The sequence below is a fragment of the Pseudoalteromonas caenipelagi genome, assembly GCF_013140855.1.
In the GTDB taxonomy this organism is placed as follows: Bacteria; Pseudomonadota; Gammaproteobacteria; order Enterobacterales; family Alteromonadaceae; genus Pseudoalteromonas; species Pseudoalteromonas caenipelagi.
The window spans coordinates 115359-131604 of sequence record NZ_JABBPG010000004.1 but is presented as its reverse complement, the minus strand read 5'-3'; the positions used below and the strand labels follow the sequence as shown (position 1 = coordinate 131604).

Genomic DNA, 16246 nt, shown 5'->3' with positions numbered 1-16246 from the left:
TATTCTCTTAGTTTGATAGCATCGAATTGCAAGAAATGTTATCCTACTCATTGCTTCATATACAGCACGATCGGAACATATCAAATTCCAAACCTAATTTAACCTGTTAGCAGTGATTTGTGTCAAAAAGCGAAAATCACGATTAAATACTGCAAATTTCCCACTCTAAGCGCGGTTTTTATTGACAGGTTAATCTTTGCTCATTAAAATTCGGCCACCCATTTATTCGTTCCACGAAAGTGGCGAAGAATTTGGGACGATTTTTATATTTTTTCAGTAGTAATTTTTAACTAATCAGGAGCTATTTAATGGCAACTATTAACCAGCTAGTGCGTAAGCCACGTCGTAGCAAGGTTACAAAAAGTAACTCAGCTGCGCTTAAAGCTTGTCCGCAAAAGCGTGGTGTATGTACTCGCGTATATACAACTACACCTAAGAAACCAAACTCTGCATTACGTAAAGTAGCACGTGTGCGTTTAACTAACGGTTTCGAAGTAACTTCATACATTGGTGGTGAAGGTCACAACCTTCAAGAACACAGTGTTATCCTAATCCGTGGTGGTCGTGTTAAAGACTTACCAGGTGTGCGTTTCCACACTGTTCGTGGTGCACTTGACTGTGCCGGCGTAAACGACCGTAGACAGGCTCGTTCTAAGTACGGTGCAAAACGCCCTAAGGGCTAATGGTTCTCCGTTAGTAAGGCCAAGCACTTAAGTTTTAATTTTTAAATAATTTGTTTTGGGAGTCGCCCAATAAGGCGAACCTGAAGATACCGGAGATATAAAATGCCTAGAAGACGCGTAATAGGTCAACGTAAAATTCTTCCAGATCCTAAGTTCGGATCAGAACTTCTTGCTAAATTCGTTAACGTAGTAATGTTAGACGGCAAGAAATCTACTGCTGAAAAAATCGTATACGGTGCGTTAGACGTGGCTGCTGAGAAATCAGGCAAGTCGCACCTAGAAATCTTTGAATCTGCACTTGAAAATGTACGCCCTGCGGTAGAGGTTAAATCTCGCCGTGTTGGTGGTTCTACATACCAAGTACCAGTTGAAGTACGTCCAGTTCGTCGCAATGCATTAGGTATGCGTTGGTTGGTTGAAGCTGCACGTAAGCGTGGCGAGAAATCTATGGGCTTACGTTTAGCTCAAGAAATCGTTGACGCTGCTGAAAACAAAGGCACTGCGGTTAAGAAACGTGAAGACGTTCACCGTATGGCTGAAGCGAACAAAGCATTCGCTCACTACCGTTGGTAATCTGCTAACACCCTTTAAGAGGATAATATGGCACGTACAACTCCTATTGAGCGCTATCGTAACATCGGTATTTGTGCTCACGTAGATGCAGGCAAAACCACCACAACAGAACGTGTTCTGTTCTACACGGGTCTTTCTCATAAGATCGGTGAAGTTCACGATGGTGCTGCAACTATGGACTGGATGGAGCAGGAGCAGGAACGTGGTATCACAATCACGTCTGCTGCAACCACGTGTTTTTGGAGAGGGATGGACGCGCAATTTGACGACCATCGTATCAATATCATTGATACTCCAGGACACGTAGACTTTACCATTGAAGTAGAACGTTCTTTACGTGTACTCGATGGTGCGGTTGTCGTGTTGTGTGCTTCATCAGGTGTACAGCCACAGACAGAAACAGTTTGGCGTCAGGCGAACAAATACGCAGTACCTCGTATGGTATTCGTAAATAAAATGGATCGCACTGGCGCAGACTTCCTTGCTGTTGTGGAACAGGTGAAATCTCGCCTGGGCGCCACACCTGTGCCTATTCAGCTACCAATTGGTGCTGAAGACGAATTTAAAGGTGTTATTGATCTCATCAAAATGAAAGCCATCAACTGGAATAATGACGACCAGGGGATGACGTTTAATTATGAAGAGATCCCAGCAGAGCTTCAGGATTTAGCCGAAGAGTGGCGCTCTCACCTAGTTGAGAGTGCAGCAGAGGCTTCTGAAGAGCTAATGGATAAATATTTAGAAGGCGGCGAATTAAGCGAGGCTGAGATAAAATCAGCGCTTCGCCAGCAGACATTGGCGAACGAAATTGTGCCAATGACCTGTGGTAGTGCATTCAAAAACAAAGGCGTTCAAGCAGTGCTTGACGCGGTTATTGAGTACATGCCGTCACCTACTGAAGTTAAAGACATTCAAGGTATCTTAGAGGACGACTCTGAAGCTACCCGTCCTGCAGATGATAATGCGCCGTTTTCGGCGTTGGCATTTAAAATTGCCACAGACCCATTTGTAGGTACTTTAACTTTTTTCCGTGTTTATTCTGGTACTGTTAAGCAGGGTGATGCGGTATACAACCCGATTAAGAGCAAAAAAGAGCGTTTGGGCCGTATTGTTCAAATGCACGCAAATTCTCGTGAAGAGATCAAAGAAGTACGCGCTGGCGACATCGCGGCGGCTATTGGTCTAAAAGATGTCACCACGGGTGACACATTATGTTCACAAGAAGCTGTTATCACTTTAGAGCGCATGGAATTTCCTGAGCCGGTGATTTCAGTTGCGGTTGAGCCAAGAACAGTGGCTGACCAAGACAAAATGGGTATTGCGCTAGGTAAACTAGCTGCAGAAGACCCATCATTCCGTGTAGAAACGGATGAAGAATCAGGGCAAACGATCATCTCTGGTATGGGTGAGCTTCACCTAGATATCATTGTTGATCGTATGAAACGTGAATTCAGCGTTGAATGTAACGTTGGTAAACCTCAAGTAGCTTACCGTGAGACAATTCGTAACTCGGTAAAAGCGGAAGGTAAGTTTGTACGTCAGTCTGGTGGTCGTGGTCAATATGGTCATGTTTGGCTTAAGCTTGAACCGATGGATATCTCTGATGATGAAGCGCCTACATACGAGTTCGTAAATGAAATCGTCGGTGGTGCAGTACCAAAAGAGTACATCCCAGCGGTTGATAAAGGTATTCAAGAGCAGATGCGACAAGGTGTCCTTGCCGGTTATCCGCTATTGGGTGTTAAAGCAACTTTGTTTGATGGCTCGTTCCATGACGTAGACTCAAACGAGATGGCGTTTAAAATCGCAGGTTCAATTGGTTTTAAAAATGGTGCGCTTGAAGCGCAGCCAATTATTTTAGAACCAATCATGAAGGTTGAAGTTATCACCCCTGAGAGTAACATGGGTGATGTAGTAGGTGATTTAAATCGTCGTCGTGGCATAATCGAAGGCATGGAAGAAGCATTTGGTGGTTTGAAGCAAGTTAATGCACAAGTACCGCTTTCTGAAATGTTTGGTTATGCAACCGATCTTCGTTCTGCTACACAAGGTCGTGCCTCGTACTCTATGGAATTTTCCAAGTACGCAGAAGCGGCTAAGAGTGTAGCTGACACAATTATTGCAGCTCGCGCTGTTAAGTAATTTTAGTTCGGTCCGGTCTCTTAGGGCTGGACTTTAATTTCTTTATAGGAATTTTTTAAGATGGCAAAAGAAAAGTTTGAACGCGTAAAACCGCACGTAAACGTAGGTACAATCGGCCACGTTGACCACGGTAAAACTACCCTAACTGCAGCAATCACTAACGTACTTGCAAAAGTATACGGTGGTGAAGCAAAAGATTTCGCATCAATCGATAACGCTCCAGAAGAGCGTGAGCGTGGTATCACAATCTCAACTTCACACGTTGAGTACGACACGCCAACTCGTCACTACGCACACGTAGACTGTCCAGGACACGCTGACTATGTTAAAAACATGATCACTGGTGCTGCACAGATGGACGGCGCGATCCTAGTAGTTGCAGCTACTGACGGTCCTATGCCTCAAACACGTGAGCACATCCTACTTTCTCGTCAGGTTGGTGTACCTTACATCATCGTGTTCATGAACAAATGTGACATGGTTGACGACGAAGAGCTTCTAGAGCTAGTAGAGATGGAAGTACGTGAACTTCTTTCTGAATATGACTTCCCAGGTGATGACCTACCTCTAATCCAAGGTTCTGCGCTTAAAGCGTTAGAAGGCGAGAAAGAGTGGGAAGACAAGATTGTTGAGCTTGCAGAAGCACTAGACACTTACATCCCAGAGCCAGAGCGTGACATCGATAAGCCATTCATCATGCCTATCGAAGACGTATTCTCAATCCAGGGTCGTGGTACAGTAGTAACAGGCCGTGTTGAAGCTGGTATCATCAACGTGAACGACGAAGTTGAAATCGTAGGTATCAAAGATACAACGAAGACAACTTGTACGGGTGTTGAGATGTTCCGTAAGCTTCTAGACGAAGGTCGTGCGGGTGAGAACATCGGTGCACTTCTACGTGGTACTAAGCGTGACGAAGTAGAACGTGGTCAAGTACTAGCGAAGCCTGGTTCAATCACTCCACACACGAAGTTCACTTCAGAAGTATACGTACTTTCTAAAGATGAAGGTGGTCGTCATACACCATTCTTCAAAGGCTACCGTCCACAGTTCTACTTCCGTACAACTGACGTAACAGGTAACGTTGAGTTACCAGAAGGCGTAGAAATGGTAATGCCTGGTGACAACATCAAGATGACTGTAGACCTAATCGTACCAATCGCGATGGACGAAGGTTTACGCTTCGCTATCCGTGAAGGTGGTCGTACAGTAGGTGCTGGTGTTGTAGCAACTATCGTTGAGTAATATCGACTTTAGTTAATGCCACAAAGCATTAGAAAAACCCGAGTTTAGGCTCGGGTTTTTTTATGTTCGGATTTTGGGTTGTGAGTCCCGAAGCGGTTGTTAGATTGGCTCACTTCACCTTGTGCAAAGGAATGTAAGCGCGCAGCGCGCTTTGTCATTAAACTCTTGCACGAAAGTCACTTCGATGGTCTTTTTTTAATGGCTGTAATTTGGGGCGTAGGTCGGATAAACGGAGGGGCATCCGACAGTGTTAGGGTTCGCTTACCTTATACGCTTCATTTAATATCGTATCGTTAAATTCGATAATTTTGTCTTGTTCTTCATGATTAAGTCAGTTGCTTTTAACTTGATTGTTGAGTTTTATGAATTATCTACTTCACAACTGTGAGATGATTGTTGCAAATAATAAACTCTGATCTCTTGGCTGATTTTTACTGTCTGGGTGATTTTTGTTCTATTTTCAATTAGTAAGAATCTTGCTCTGTTCCTTTTTTTGTTCCTAAACTATACTTTTGTTGCTATTATAAGAACGGTTTTTGGATATTTATAAATATGGAATATAAATAATGAAATTAGTTAACTTAGTTATTGGCGCTGCGATTGTTACAGCATCTGGTTGTTCTACCATTCTTACAGAAGACGTTCACCGTATCAACGTGAACTCAAGCAAGAGTAACTTACAACTTGAAGTAGACGGAGTAACGCAAACAGCACCTGGTATCGTTGAAGTTAAGAAAGAAAATAAGAATAAAACTTTGAAAGTAACTACTGCAGGGTGTGAGCAAGAAATCGCGTTAAACAAAGAAGTAGAACCTACTTTCTTTGTTAATATACTTTCTGGTGGTGCGTTTGGCTCTACAACAGATTATGCATCAGAAAAAATGTGGCGTTATCAAGACGCTGTAAGTATTACTTGCGCACAATAAGATGCTCTCATACTTTTTCAAAAAAAGAAGCATGGTTGCTTCTTTTTTTTTCAGCATATTAACGTCCTGCCAGACTCTAGCATTTTCAATGACCGAGTCTGATCTTGCTGTATTTCGCGCGCTTTTACACAAGAAAGAATCAACTATTGCGGTACAAGATGAAACGTTTTTCGCTTTTTCAAGGCGAGATAATGTTGAAGTTGAGCTTCGTAGTTCGTTGAAGGTGATGCTGGATGACAAAAAGGAAAAAGACGCTTTTGTATGTACATTCCCTGCTCGGGCTTTATGGATTAGTAAACACTACTCTGAAGTAGGGCAAGTGAGCTTCGATCATTGTGATGATTTAAAGCACTACTTAAAATCTGTGAATACAGATTCAATCAGCTTGGTTTATGCTTCCGAAAACCTCGTCAGCCCAAGTAGCTTTATGGGTCACAGTTTCTTAAAGTTAAATAGTAAAAGTGGTCGTGAGCACGCGGTATCGTATTTTACTGATGTTGATAGTATCAATGTGCCCAAGTTATTATTTGAGTCAATAGTTACTGGAAAGCAAGGTCATTTTGTTGTTTCTCCTTACTCTGAAAGTGAGCAGTTTTACGGAAAAGTAGAGTCCAGAAATATTTATGAATATCACTTAGGCTTGAGTGAGTATGAAGTAAAACTCATCACACTGCATTTGTGGGAGCTAAAAAACCGCAGGATAGATTACTTTTTTCACACGCACAATTGCGCAACAATCACTTTGGATATTTTAGGGATTATAGAGCCAAATATGATTCAATCGCAATCATCTTGGCTAACGCCTTTGGATGTTGTGAAAGTAGTTAATCAAAGTCGATTGGTTTCTAGGTCAACAATTACTCCATCATTAAATTGGCAGCTGCGTGCATACGGTAAAAATTTATCGAGTGGTAAAAAGAGGCAATTTAATCGACAGCTAATCAGTGGACAAGTGCCAAGATTAAATGGTACTGAGGCTGATATGCTTTTGACTGGTCAATATCTTTTAGCACTTAACCAATACTTATTTGACCAAAAAAAGATAACGAAAGAGTTATGGCAGCTCAATAACAGGAAAATTAGTAATCTAATTGACAGTGTAAGCAGCTTAGAAATTGATGTTGGTAATTTTAAAAATCCATTAAACCGCCTTGGAGACAGCCAGCTATCATTCAGCTTATTTATGAATAATCAATCGCCGTATTTATCTATAAAAGCTATTCCAGCATCTCATTTGGTTAGTGACGATAATAGACATGCTTTTTCGGAGTCTTCATTACAACTTATAAGTCCTAAAATTATTATTTCGGATGATAAAGTTAAACTAGATGAATTCACCTTATATGGTATTTCTCAATATATCCCCTATGAGCCAGCCGTTAATGGGTTATCAGGCTATTTTTCTATGGCTTATAGTGGCTTTAATGCCCACAGCTTTAAAAATGAAAGTAAGATTTTTGTGGATGGAGGAATTGGGTTCAGCTTTCAACCAATGGCGGCTTTGCAATACTATGGAACGCTTGGCGGGGCACTTGTAACTGATGCTAGAAAGTTATGGCTAGAGAGCAAATTGGAAGCTGGCTTGTTTGCGTACTTAAGAGGGAACAATAAACTAAACCTAAGCGTAAAGTGGGTGTTTAATGAGAATAATCAGCATCAAGGAAGTGTTAAAATTGAGCTTGGGAATACATTCACGATTGACGCTGATCAAGCCATGTTATTTGGAGTAAATTATAGCGACTGGCATGAGCCGACTTCCAATTTAACTTTATTTGTGGGCTACAAGCTTTATTTTTGAGTACATCTCTGGCTTTATATAAACACCGATTAGAGAGTGTTTTATTTGTATAGCGACTCTTGGTTGCGATAATGCGTGCTAACACGGTCAATGTTTCGAGTAAAGAAACAATAGAAACTTCTTCAATTTATAGCCAAAGTCTCAGACGTAATTTTATGTCGGTTGGTTCGTACATATATTTACATACTATTACAGCGCGCCTAGTTACGACACGTATACTTACTTTATAAAGCAAAATAAGTTCATTAATTGCTCATTTAAAAGGCATACGTTAAATAAGGATAAAGGCATGTTTCAAAAACAATTTTTAGTGGCCGCTGCTGTTGTTTCAGTATTACTTAGTGGCTGTTCAGTTACTGAATCAGCGCAAACAATTGAAACCAAAAAGGTTCAGTCGTTTCATTCTTCTTACACAGGCAAGAAAAGTCAGCTGTCAGTCGGTAAGTTTCAAAATCAGTCCCCATTTCAAAATGGCATATTTAGCAATGGTACTGATAGGTTAGGCTCTCAAGCAAAAACTATCTTACTTACCCACCTTCAGCAAAGTAATCGGTTTACGGTTTTAGAACGATCTAATTTAAGTGAACTTCAACAAGAGGCTGGTTTTTCTGGCGTACAACAAAACATAAAGGGAGCTAAATACGTTGTAACAGGTGATGTATCGGAATTTGGTAGAAAGCAGCAAGGTGATAAACAGTTATTCGGCATACTTGGAAAAGGTAAATCACAAGTTGCCTATGCAAAAGTTAATTTGAATATTGTTGAGGTATCGACTTCAGAAGTAGTTTATTCCGTTCAAGGAGCAGGTGAATACAGTTTATCTAGCCGCGAGGTTTTGGGCTTTGGTAGCACGGCTAGTTATGACGCAACGTTAAATGGCAAAGTACTCGACTTAGCGATTAGAGAGGCGGTAAATAATCTGGTCACTGGAATAGACAAAGGCGATTGGCAGCCAAACTAGAGGCGAGAATGAATAAAACCATACTACTCACAGGGATGCTCAGTGCGATACTGTTATCTGGATGTGATTCGACCAAACCACTCTACTATTACGGTACTTACTCTCAGAACCTTTATGACTACTTTAAAGCGGATGAAGTACCAGTTAGCGAGCAGATAAACGAATTGGAACAGACAGTGCAAATGGCGCAAAGTCGAGGTGTTGCCATTGCGCCGGGTATTATGGCACATCTAGGATATCTGTATTTGCTCGAAGGTAATTCAGAGCAAGGTTTGAGATATCTAGAACAAGAGAAGAAGCGCTATCCCGAATCTGCACGCTACATAGATTTTTTAATAAATAATACAAAAGGGGAAGTGCAATGAGTTTTTGCAAAGTAGTTATTGCGTGCTTTGTTATTGCATTAGTAAGTGGCTGTGCATCTAACAGAGCCTCATACGACTATAGTGCTTACAAAAATAGCGATCCTCATTCGATATTGGTGTTACCACCTATTAATGAATCAAGTGAAGTAGTGGCGCCCTATGCATTGCTCTCTCATGTTACACAGCCTTTGGCTGAGTCGGGATATTATGTGTTACCTGTGGCACTGGTAAATGAAACATTTAAAGCAAATGGATTGCCCATAGCTGAGGATGTTCATGCTGTACCACCTCAAAAGCTGTATGAAATATTTGGCGCAGATGCTGCCTTATATATACGGATTAAAGAATATGGTACCTCTTATGTCGTGATTCAGAGCGAGACCATGGTTGAAGTATCAGCGAGTCTGATCGACTTAAAAAGTAATGAGCTTTTGTGGGAAGGAAAAGCTCAGGCATCGAGTGGTGAGCAACGTCATAAGGATGATAATTGGAAGGCTTCACTTGTGTTAGCCATTTTAGATCAGGTTATTGACACTGTCAGTGACAAGAGCTTTGTAGTATCAAAGACCGCCGTACACAGATTGTTATCAGCTGAACAGCGTAATGGTATCTTATATGGGCCTCGTTCTCCAAAATATGGTGCGCCCGAAGTACACTAACGTCGCTGTGATGAAATGTGTTCCAGTGAGCTGCTTTAATAAGAAGTAAATCCGTACTAATGTAGAGTATACTTGTTAATTCAATACAACGTATTCCAATATGTTGGCGCATATGTTGCGCATTCTCACTATTTTTACTATCACCCTTATAGGTGTTCTTAAAAGGCAGACTAACATGAGCAAATTAACCCATGCCCATACCCACGAGTTTTGCTGGGCCGAATTGCGAGCTGCAGATTGGCGCGTTGCTAAACCTTTTTACTGTGCTTTATTTGGTTGGGAATTTGATGATGAACGCGGTGCTAACGGTGATTTTTACACCAATTTTAAGAAACAAGGCGATATCATCGCGGGTATGTATGAAATGGATGACGACAAAAAAGCTGTGCGTGAGCAAAGTGTTTGGCAAGCCTATGTTGCAGTATTAGATGTTGATGCATCTATTGCTAAAGCGAAAAAGCTAGGCGGGCAACTGGTTCGAGGTCCGTACGATATTGGCAAAGCAGGGAGAATGGCCGTTATTAGCGACCCAGGTGGTGCACAGATCACTATTTGGCAAGCCAAAGAACATATTGGTAGTCGCCGAGCCTTTGAGGCTAATACACCTTATTGGCATGAACTAGCATGCCGAAACCGCGATGTAAAAGAAGTATTCTATAGTGAGCTATTTACTTGGAACTCTATTCATCAAACGGTACAAGGGGTGGATTATGTAATTTTTAGTAATGATGATCATGCGCTAGCCGGTATGGTCGAGATGACCAGTGCTTGGGGTTCCAAAACTCCCTCTCATTGGATGATGTATTTCGCCGTATTAGACTGCGATGCGATTGCAAAAAAGGCAGCAGGGTTAGGTGCTAAGGTGTGTGTGCCGCCAACTGATGTGCCAGACGTTGGGCGTTATGCGGTGATTTGTGATCCACAAGGGGCGTTCTTTTCAATCATCGAATCTTATATGGATACCATTACGGATTAGTTGTGCTATTTGTGATAAAAACAAATGGACCGTGTCTTTTGTGTTGTGATATTGTTAATTTTCCGTTTAGAGCATAAAGGTAAGGAAATAATGAAATTAAAACTAAATAAAAAAAATCTGAAGTTGGTTTCTAATAACAAGAATCATATACCTGCTAATGCAACTCCGCAGATTGGCGGTGGCGTATATCCAAATACGGTTTCTGCATGTGGAGAGTGCAGCGGTTACACAGGTGATAGGCATTATTCTGAAGTATATTGCTAATATAAATGGCCATTAAGTTGCTCAATTTAATGGCATATTTCTCAATGTTTACTTTTGTTTGTGTTTAGGGGATAAACTTAATGGGCACATTATGTTGGTTTTCTTGATGTGCTTTAACGCGACATTGATATTCGCTCCATAGTTTTTCTTTCTCAGAACACAAAGTTCGTAAATATTGCCAGCTGTACAGCCCACTATTATGCCCATCATCAAAGCTCAAACGTACCGCGTAGTGACCGACAGGTTCAAGTTTAGTAATCGCTACGTTTTGCTTATCTAACACCAGCTCCATACCAGTACCGTGACCTTGCACTTCAGCACTAGGTGAATGTGTGCGCAAAAACTCACAGCTTAAAGTAAATTGCGTCGCATCGTCAAAGAAGATATCTAACGTTTTACTTTGTTGGTGGTAGTGTAATTTGGTGACAATATACATAGCAAGCCTAGATTAAAGCGGAGCAAAAAGCTCCGCTTTACAAACATTATAAGATAAAGCGAGATAAGTCTTCGTCTTGTACTAACGCATCTAGGTGCTGTTCTACATAGGCTGCATCAATCACAAAACTTTCACCGGTTTTTTCTGAGGCGTCGTACGATAGCTCTTCCATCAGTTTTTCCATGATAGTGTGAAGACGACGAGCACCGATGTTTTCGGTTTTTTCGTTAACCTGCCATGCAGCCTCGGCGATGCGGGTTAATGCATCATCGGTAAAGCTAATATTAACCTGTTCGGTTTTCATTAGTGCTTCTTGTTGCTCAGTGAGCGATGCATGTGGCTCGGTTAGAATGCGTTTGAAGTCACCAGCAGTTAGAGGTTCTAATTCCACGCGAATAGGTAGTCGGCCTTGCAGTTCAGGGATTAAATCCGATGGCTTCGACATTTGGAAGGCACCCGAAGCAATGAACAGCATATGATCAGTTTTAACCATACCGTGCTTGGTATTAACTGTTGAGCCTTCAATGAGTGGCAATAGATCGCGTTGCACGCCTTCACGGCTTACATCTGGACCTTGGGCTTCGCCACGCTTACAAATTTTGTCAAACTCATCAATAAAGACAATCCCGTTTTGCTCAACCGCGAAGATCGCTTGTTCTTTTAGCTCTTCAGGGTTGACCATGCGGGCGGCTTCTTCTTCAACTAGCAATTTAAACGCATCTTTGATCTTAAGTTTGCGATTTTTCTTCTTTTCGCCAGTCATGTTTTGGAACATACCCTGTAGCTGGTTGGTCATTTCTTCCATACCAGGTGGTGCCATGATCTCAACCTGCGGCGCTGACTCGGCAACATCAATATCAATTTCTTTCTCGTCTAGCTGACCTTCACGTAGTTTCTTACGAAACACTTGGCGTGTAGAGCTATTTTCACTTGGTTGACTTTCACCCCAAGCATCTTTGGCGGGTGGCAATAATGCATCAAGAATGCGCTCTTCCGCGGCTTCTTCAGCACGGTGTTGATGTTTCTTAGCCTGTTGTTCGCGAGTCATTTTGAATGATATATCAACTAAGTCTTTGATAATTGACTCAACTTCTTTACCTACATAACCAACTTCAGTGAACTTAGTGGCTTCTACTTTAATGAAAGGCGCGTTGGCTAGCTTAGCAAGACGGCGGGCGATTTCGGTTTTACCAACACCAGTTGGGCCTATCATCAGGATATTTTTTGGTGTGACTTCTGCGCGTAAATCGTCAGCAAGTTGCATGCGGCGCCAGCGGTTACGAAGTGCAATAGCCACTGCTTTTTTTGCTTTGTTTTGACCAATAATATGTTGGTCTAACTCATGGACGATTTCTCTGGGGGTCATTGCTGTCATGGCAATTCCTCTTACAATTCTTCTATGGTTTGGAAATTGTTCGTAAATACACAGATATCACCTGCAATTTTTAAACTTTTTTCGACAATTTCTCTGGCACTAAGATCGGTATTTTCAAGCAATGCGATTGCAGCAGACTGGGCAAAACTACCACCACTGCCAATCGCAATAAGGTCGTTTTCTGGCTGCACTACATCACCGTTACCTGTGATAATCAGAGATGCTGTTTCATCGGCAACCGCCAAAAGTGCTTCAAGCTTACGCAGGGCTCTATCACTACGCCAGTCTTTGGCCATTTCAACTGCGGCTTTGGTCAAGTGACCTTGATGCATTTCCAGCTTGCTTTCAAAGCGCTCAAATAATGTGAACGCATCGGCAGTACCGCCAGCAAAGCCGGCCAGTACTTTACCGTTGTATAAACGGCGAACTTTACGGGCGTTACCCTTCATTACTGTGTTACCAAGCGACACTTGGCCATCTCCACCAATGACAACTTTGTTGTCGCGACGGACGCTAACGATGGTAGTCATAGTATTCCTTAAAACGAAGGCGCTCTTGGCGCCTTTTACTGTCTGATTGTTACAAGATATGGGCGTTTAGATGAAAATCAAGGTGTCCAACCCCAAATGCCACAGCCGGTTATTTTGACTCGTTTGAGTTTGTTTTTATCGCTTTCGGCTTGTCTTAAGGTATCGTATGGGCCTAATCGGACGCGATACCACACCCCATTACTACCTTCAGTACGACGGATCTCAGCGATTAAGCCTGCAAAAGCGATTTTGGCTTTGATTTCTTCAGCCTGAGCCCTTGTCCTGGTTGATGCACACTGCATCTGGTATGGGCCTTTGCTCTTAATCTCTTTAACTTCAACTTTAACTTCGTGCTCTTTTATTTCTTCAAGAAATGGTTTGATCACGGGCTTTTCTAGCTTCGGCGCTTCTGTTTTAGCGGGCTTAGCAACGGCCTCAATTTTTTCAGGTTCTGCATTATGTTTGATGTACCAAAGGCCATAGGCAAACCCACCCACAAGCAATAATGCTGCGAGCGACATGATGGTTGGGAAGGGTTTTTTAGGGGCTGTATTCTTGCTGCCTTTGTTGCTCTTTGGCTTTCTATTTATATAATCGTGTTGTGCCATAACTTACTTAGTAGGTATCCATAGGATCTATGTCTATGCTCCAGCGCACGCGGTTTGCCAGTTTATGTTCGCTAATGTACTGCATTAACTGACTGATATAGTTGTGTAAAACTACTCGCTGCGAAGCTTGAATATGTAATTGATAGCGATACTTACCCGCCAGCCGCTCCATAGGTGCGGGGATCGGCCCGAGCAATTGTATACCACTGAAGGGGGTCGCGGGAATAAGATCGGATAAAAAGTCGAATACTAGTTTTGCATTAGTCGCTTGAGCCCTGAGTATTGCCAAATGACCAAAAGGTGGTAGCTGTACTTCTTCACGCTCTTTTAAAGCAAATCGAGCAAAGTCCTGATAGCCATTATTAACGAGATCTTGTAAAAGTGGGTGCTCAGGAAAATGCGTTTGTAAGAGAACTTTGCCGGCTTCACCACTTCTTCCTGCTCGTCCTGCTACTTGTGTTATCAGTTGTGCCATATGCTCAGTAGCACGAAAATCACTTGAATATAAACCGCTGTCTACATCTAGAATGACCACGAGGCTAACATCTGCGAAATGGTGGCCCTTGGCGAGCATTTGTGTGCCTATCAGAATTCGGGCACCCCCTTGATTTATTTCATCTAACGCATCTTCTAGTGCACCTTTACGCCTTGTTGTATCTCGGTCTATACGACTCAAAGGCGTATCGGGAAAGCGTTCTGTAAAAAAGCTTTCTAACTGTTCAGTCCCCATTCCTGTTGGCATTATTTGTGTACTACCACAATCGGGACATTGAGGTGGAATAAATGTTTGCTCACCGCAATGATGGCATACCAATCGATTCATCGCTTTATGATAAGTCGTACTCGCACTGCAATGCAGACATTGGCTAAGCCAGCCACATTCATGACACAGTAGAGTAGGTGCATAGCCTCTTCGGTTCAAAAATATCATCACTTGCTTGGCGCGTTTAAGCGTTGCCTCAATATGCTGTAGTGTGTTTGGTGCGATCCCTGCTTGCTCTTTTTGGCCTTTCATATCGACCAGCAAAAATTGATTATCCGTGGTTGTTTGTGCGCGTTGAGATAGCGTAAGTAGCTGATATTTGCCACTCATTGCTTTTTGCAATGTTTCTAGCGCAGGGGTTGCCGTACCTAGAATAAGTGGGATCTGTGAACTTGCACAGCGATAGACGGCCAAATCTCGAGCGTGATAACGCAGTCCTTCTTGCTGCTTAAAGGAGTTATCATGTTCTTCATCAACAATAATCATACCCAAATTTTTAAATGGTAAAAAAATGCTTGATCGTGTGCCTATCACTAATGCACTACTACCTTGTTCAGCACGTCGCCAAGTGTGTAAGCGCTCATTGTCGGTGAGATTTGAGTGCCAAAGGTCGATAGGGAGGCCAGCGAAGCGACGTCTAAAACGATTGACGGTTTGAGGAGTTAAACCTATTTCAGGAACCAAGATGAGTGCTTGTTTACCACTTTCAATAATGCGCTCTAAACTTTGTAGATACACCTCAGTTTTGCCACTGCCAGTGACGCCTTCAAGTAAAAAGCAGCGATAGCCATTTTGTTGGTTGATGGCACTGCATGCTGTTGCTTGCTCTTCATTCAAACGTGGTTTTTGAGATAGACTGATGACCTGAGTTTGCCATTGCGTGTCGTGTTTTATTTGCTCGCAGATCAGCGCTTTTTCTAGTAGTGCGTTAATTTGTTGTTTGCTAAAGCCCAGTGCTTTTAGCTCTGTTAAGCTCGACTCACCTGATTCATTGAGCTGTGTTAACAAAGCCATTTGCTTCTTAGCTCTGAGCGTTGGTAATTGTTTACCAGCTTCTGTTAATGCAAAGGTTGCCACGGTTGCTTTATCCGGGTGGTCGCCATCGCGCAGTGCACCAGGGAGTGCAGTAAACACAGTCTCACCCAACGGATGTGAGTAGTATTGGGCACAAAAGCGCAAAAACTTAAGGTGCTGCTGGGATAAAATAGGGGTGTCATCTAACACCTCAAAAACAGACTTTAGTTTGTTTTTAGGTATCGCGCTGTCATGCTTGATTGCAATAACAATGGCTAGTAGCTTGCGATTACCAAAAGGAACTTTGACACGGCTTCCCACTTTAATGTCAATATTATCCTCAATGCGATAATCAAAAGTGCGAAATAAAGGCACTTTAATGGCAACTTCAGCAAACATCATGAGCCTTTTTGATGGACCAACTATAGCGGTTAATGTACTAAAGGCGGCCGTAAAAGCCTAGCGTATTAACATGACTTGCTGTTTGGTTGTACAAAAAATACCAAATTTGATGATTTATTGCTTGTGGATCGCTTGAGAGTTACATAAAATACGCGTCCACTAATTTGTATAAACTACGTATGGTGCCAAACTTCGGGTTTGGAGAGCGATACGGCCTAACCAGAGGTTGCTATGAAAGAAGGTATTCACCCTAATTACGAAACGATTAACGCTACTTGTTCATGTGGTAACAAGTTCCAAACTCGTTCAACACTATGTAAAGACATCCACTTAGACGTATGTTCTGAGTGTCACCCGTTCTATACTGGTAAGCAAAAAATTCTTGATACAGGTGGTCGTGTTGATCGCTTCAACAAACGTTTCGGTGCGCTTAGCAGCAAAAAATAAGAAATGTTTGACTAAAAGAGCACCTCAGGGTGCTTTTTTTGTGCCTAATTAAGAGCTACTCCTCCGTATCTTCAACGCT

Annotated in this window: 17 protein-coding genes; 12 read left to right on the top strand and 5 right to left on the bottom strand. The window is 42.3% G+C overall.

What is annotated here, in order from left to right; translation table 11 throughout:
- Positions 1-308 precede the first annotated feature (308 nt).
- The 11 genes from rpsL (at position 309) to HG263_RS11440 (ending at position 10592) form a co-directional block, all read left to right on the top strand.
- Complete coding sequence (gene rpsL, locus HG263_RS11490; RefSeq protein WP_010367657.1) at positions 309-683, top strand: 30S ribosomal protein S12; 375 nt, start codon at positions 309-311, stop codon at positions 681-683.
- Positions 684-785: 102 nt separating this feature from the next.
- Positions 786-1256, top strand: coding sequence for a 30S ribosomal protein S7 (rpsG, locus tag HG263_RS11485; RefSeq protein WP_152087333.1), 471 nt, complete (start codon positions 786-788; stop codon positions 1254-1256).
- A 27-nt stretch (positions 1257-1283) separates the two neighbouring features.
- Positions 1284-3398, top strand: coding sequence for an elongation factor G (gene fusA, locus HG263_RS11480; protein WP_171626217.1), 2115 nt, complete (start codon positions 1284-1286; stop codon positions 3396-3398).
- A gap of 60 nt (positions 3399-3458) precedes the next feature.
- Complete coding sequence (tuf, locus tag HG263_RS11475; protein ID WP_152087331.1) at positions 3459-4643, top strand: elongation factor Tu; 1185 nt, start codon at positions 3459-3461, stop codon at positions 4641-4643.
- Positions 4644-5209: 566 nt separating this feature from the next.
- Positions 5210-5569, top strand: a complete 360-nt coding sequence (locus tag HG263_RS11470) for an adenosine deaminase (protein WP_171626216.1) — start codon at positions 5210-5212, stop codon at positions 5567-5569.
- Positions 5570-5657: 88 nt separating this feature from the next.
- On the top strand, positions 5658-7367 hold the full coding sequence (locus HG263_RS11465) for an Lnb N-terminal periplasmic domain-containing protein (RefSeq protein WP_171626215.1): 1710 nt from the start codon (positions 5658-5660) through the stop codon (positions 7365-7367).
- Between the two features lie 289 nt (positions 7368-7656).
- On the top strand, positions 7657-8328 hold the full coding sequence (locus tag HG263_RS11460) for a CsgG/HfaB family protein (RefSeq protein ID WP_171626214.1): 672 nt from the start codon (positions 7657-7659) through the stop codon (positions 8326-8328).
- Between the two features lie 8 nt (positions 8329-8336).
- A complete protein-coding gene (locus tag HG263_RS11455) occupies positions 8337-8693 on the top strand; it encodes a DUF4810 domain-containing protein (protein ID WP_246239949.1) in 357 nt (118 codons plus the stop codon).
- A complete protein-coding gene (locus HG263_RS11450) occupies positions 8690-9352 on the top strand; it encodes a DUF799 domain-containing protein (RefSeq protein WP_171626213.1) in 663 nt (220 codons plus the stop codon). The genes HG263_RS11455 and HG263_RS11450 overlap by 4 nt, the downstream gene beginning before the upstream one ends.
- A gap of 175 nt (positions 9353-9527) precedes the next feature.
- On the top strand, positions 9528-10328 hold the full coding sequence (locus tag HG263_RS11445; RefSeq protein ID WP_171626212.1) for a VOC family protein: 801 nt from the start codon (positions 9528-9530) through the stop codon (positions 10326-10328).
- A gap of 90 nt (positions 10329-10418) precedes the next feature.
- On the top strand, positions 10419-10592 hold the full coding sequence (locus HG263_RS11440; RefSeq protein ID WP_171626211.1) for a hypothetical protein: 174 nt from the start codon (positions 10419-10421) through the stop codon (positions 10590-10592).
- A gap of 64 nt (positions 10593-10656) precedes the next feature.
- On the opposite strand, the gene HG263_RS11435 is transcribed toward HG263_RS11440, so the two are convergent.
- From HG263_RS11435 to priA, 5 genes are all read right to left on the bottom strand, one after another.
- The gene (locus HG263_RS11435) at positions 10657-11028 is read right to left on the bottom strand and encodes a gamma-butyrobetaine hydroxylase family protein (protein ID WP_171626210.1); all 372 of its coding nucleotides are present in this window, start codon (positions 11026-11028) and stop codon (positions 10657-10659) included.
- 46 nt (positions 11029-11074) lie between these two features.
- Positions 11075-12403 (bottom strand): ATP-dependent protease ATPase subunit HslU, encoded by a 1329-nt coding sequence (gene hslU / locus HG263_RS11430; RefSeq protein WP_171626209.1) that lies wholly within the window; start codon positions 12401-12403, stop codon positions 11075-11077.
- 11 nt (positions 12404-12414) lie between these two features.
- Entirely contained in the window at positions 12415-12933 is a 519-nt protein-coding gene (hslV, locus tag HG263_RS11425; RefSeq protein WP_171626208.1) for an ATP-dependent protease subunit HslV, read from the bottom strand.
- Between the two features lie 77 nt (positions 12934-13010).
- Entirely contained in the window at positions 13011-13541 is a 531-nt protein-coding gene (locus HG263_RS11420) for an SPOR domain-containing protein (protein ID WP_171626207.1), read from the bottom strand.
- 7 nt (positions 13542-13548) lie between these two features.
- The gene (gene priA / locus HG263_RS11415) at positions 13549-15720 is read right to left on the bottom strand and encodes a primosomal protein N' (protein ID WP_171626206.1); all 2172 of its coding nucleotides are present in this window, start codon (positions 15718-15720) and stop codon (positions 13549-13551) included.
- 231 nt (positions 15721-15951) lie between these two features.
- Between priA and rpmE the strand changes: the two genes are divergently transcribed.
- Positions 15952-16167 carry a 50S ribosomal protein L31 gene (gene rpmE / locus HG263_RS11410; protein WP_152087320.1) on the top strand — a complete coding sequence of 72 codons (216 nt, stop codon included), beginning with the start codon at positions 15952-15954 and terminating at the stop codon, positions 16165-16167.
- Positions 16168-16246: the final 79 nt, after the last annotated feature.

Bases quoted from the DNA above. Each gene is read 5' to 3' on its own strand.
- HG263_RS11445 (WP_171626212.1), top strand. From the start codon at position 9,528: ATGAGCAAATTAACCCATGCCCATACCCACGAGTTTTGCTGGGCCGAA.
- HG263_RS11455 (WP_246239949.1), top strand. From the start codon at position 8,337: ATGAATAAAACCATACTACTCACAGGGATGCTCAGTGCGATACTGTTA.
- hslU (WP_171626209.1), bottom strand. From the start codon at position 12,403: ATGACAGCAATGACCCCCAGAGAAATCGTCCATGAGTTAGACCAACAT.
- tuf (WP_152087331.1), top strand. From the start codon at position 3,459: ATGGCAAAAGAAAAGTTTGAACGCGTAAAACCGCACGTAAACGTAGGT.
- priA (WP_171626206.1), bottom strand. From the start codon at position 15,720: ATGATGTTTGCTGAAGTTGCCATTAAAGTGCCTTTATTTCGCACTTTT.
- HG263_RS11440 (WP_171626211.1), top strand. From the start codon at position 10,419: ATGAAATTAAAACTAAATAAAAAAAATCTGAAGTTGGTTTCTAATAAC.
- HG263_RS11420 (WP_171626207.1), bottom strand. From the start codon at position 13,541: ATGGCACAACACGATTATATAAATAGAAAGCCAAAGAGCAACAAAGGC.
- HG263_RS11460 (WP_171626214.1), top strand. From the start codon at position 7,657: ATGTTTCAAAAACAATTTTTAGTGGCCGCTGCTGTTGTTTCAGTATTA.
- HG263_RS11450 (WP_171626213.1), top strand. From the start codon at position 8,690: ATGAGTTTTTGCAAAGTAGTTATTGCGTGCTTTGTTATTGCATTAGTA.
- hslV (WP_171626208.1), bottom strand. From the start codon at position 12,933: ATGACTACCATCGTTAGCGTCCGTCGCGACAACAAAGTTGTCATTGGT.
- fusA (WP_171626217.1), top strand. From the start codon at position 1,284: ATGGCACGTACAACTCCTATTGAGCGCTATCGTAACATCGGTATTTGT.
- rpmE (WP_152087320.1), top strand. From the start codon at position 15,952: ATGAAAGAAGGTATTCACCCTAATTACGAAACGATTAACGCTACTTGT.
- HG263_RS11470 (WP_171626216.1), top strand. From the start codon at position 5,210: ATGAAATTAGTTAACTTAGTTATTGGCGCTGCGATTGTTACAGCATCT.
- HG263_RS11465 (WP_171626215.1), top strand. From the start codon at position 5,658: ATGACCGAGTCTGATCTTGCTGTATTTCGCGCGCTTTTACACAAGAAA.
- rpsL (WP_010367657.1), top strand. From the start codon at position 309: ATGGCAACTATTAACCAGCTAGTGCGTAAGCCACGTCGTAGCAAGGTT.
- HG263_RS11435 (WP_171626210.1), bottom strand. From the start codon at position 11,028: ATGTATATTGTCACCAAATTACACTACCACCAACAAAGTAAAACGTTA.
- rpsG (WP_152087333.1), top strand. From the start codon at position 786: ATGCCTAGAAGACGCGTAATAGGTCAACGTAAAATTCTTCCAGATCCT.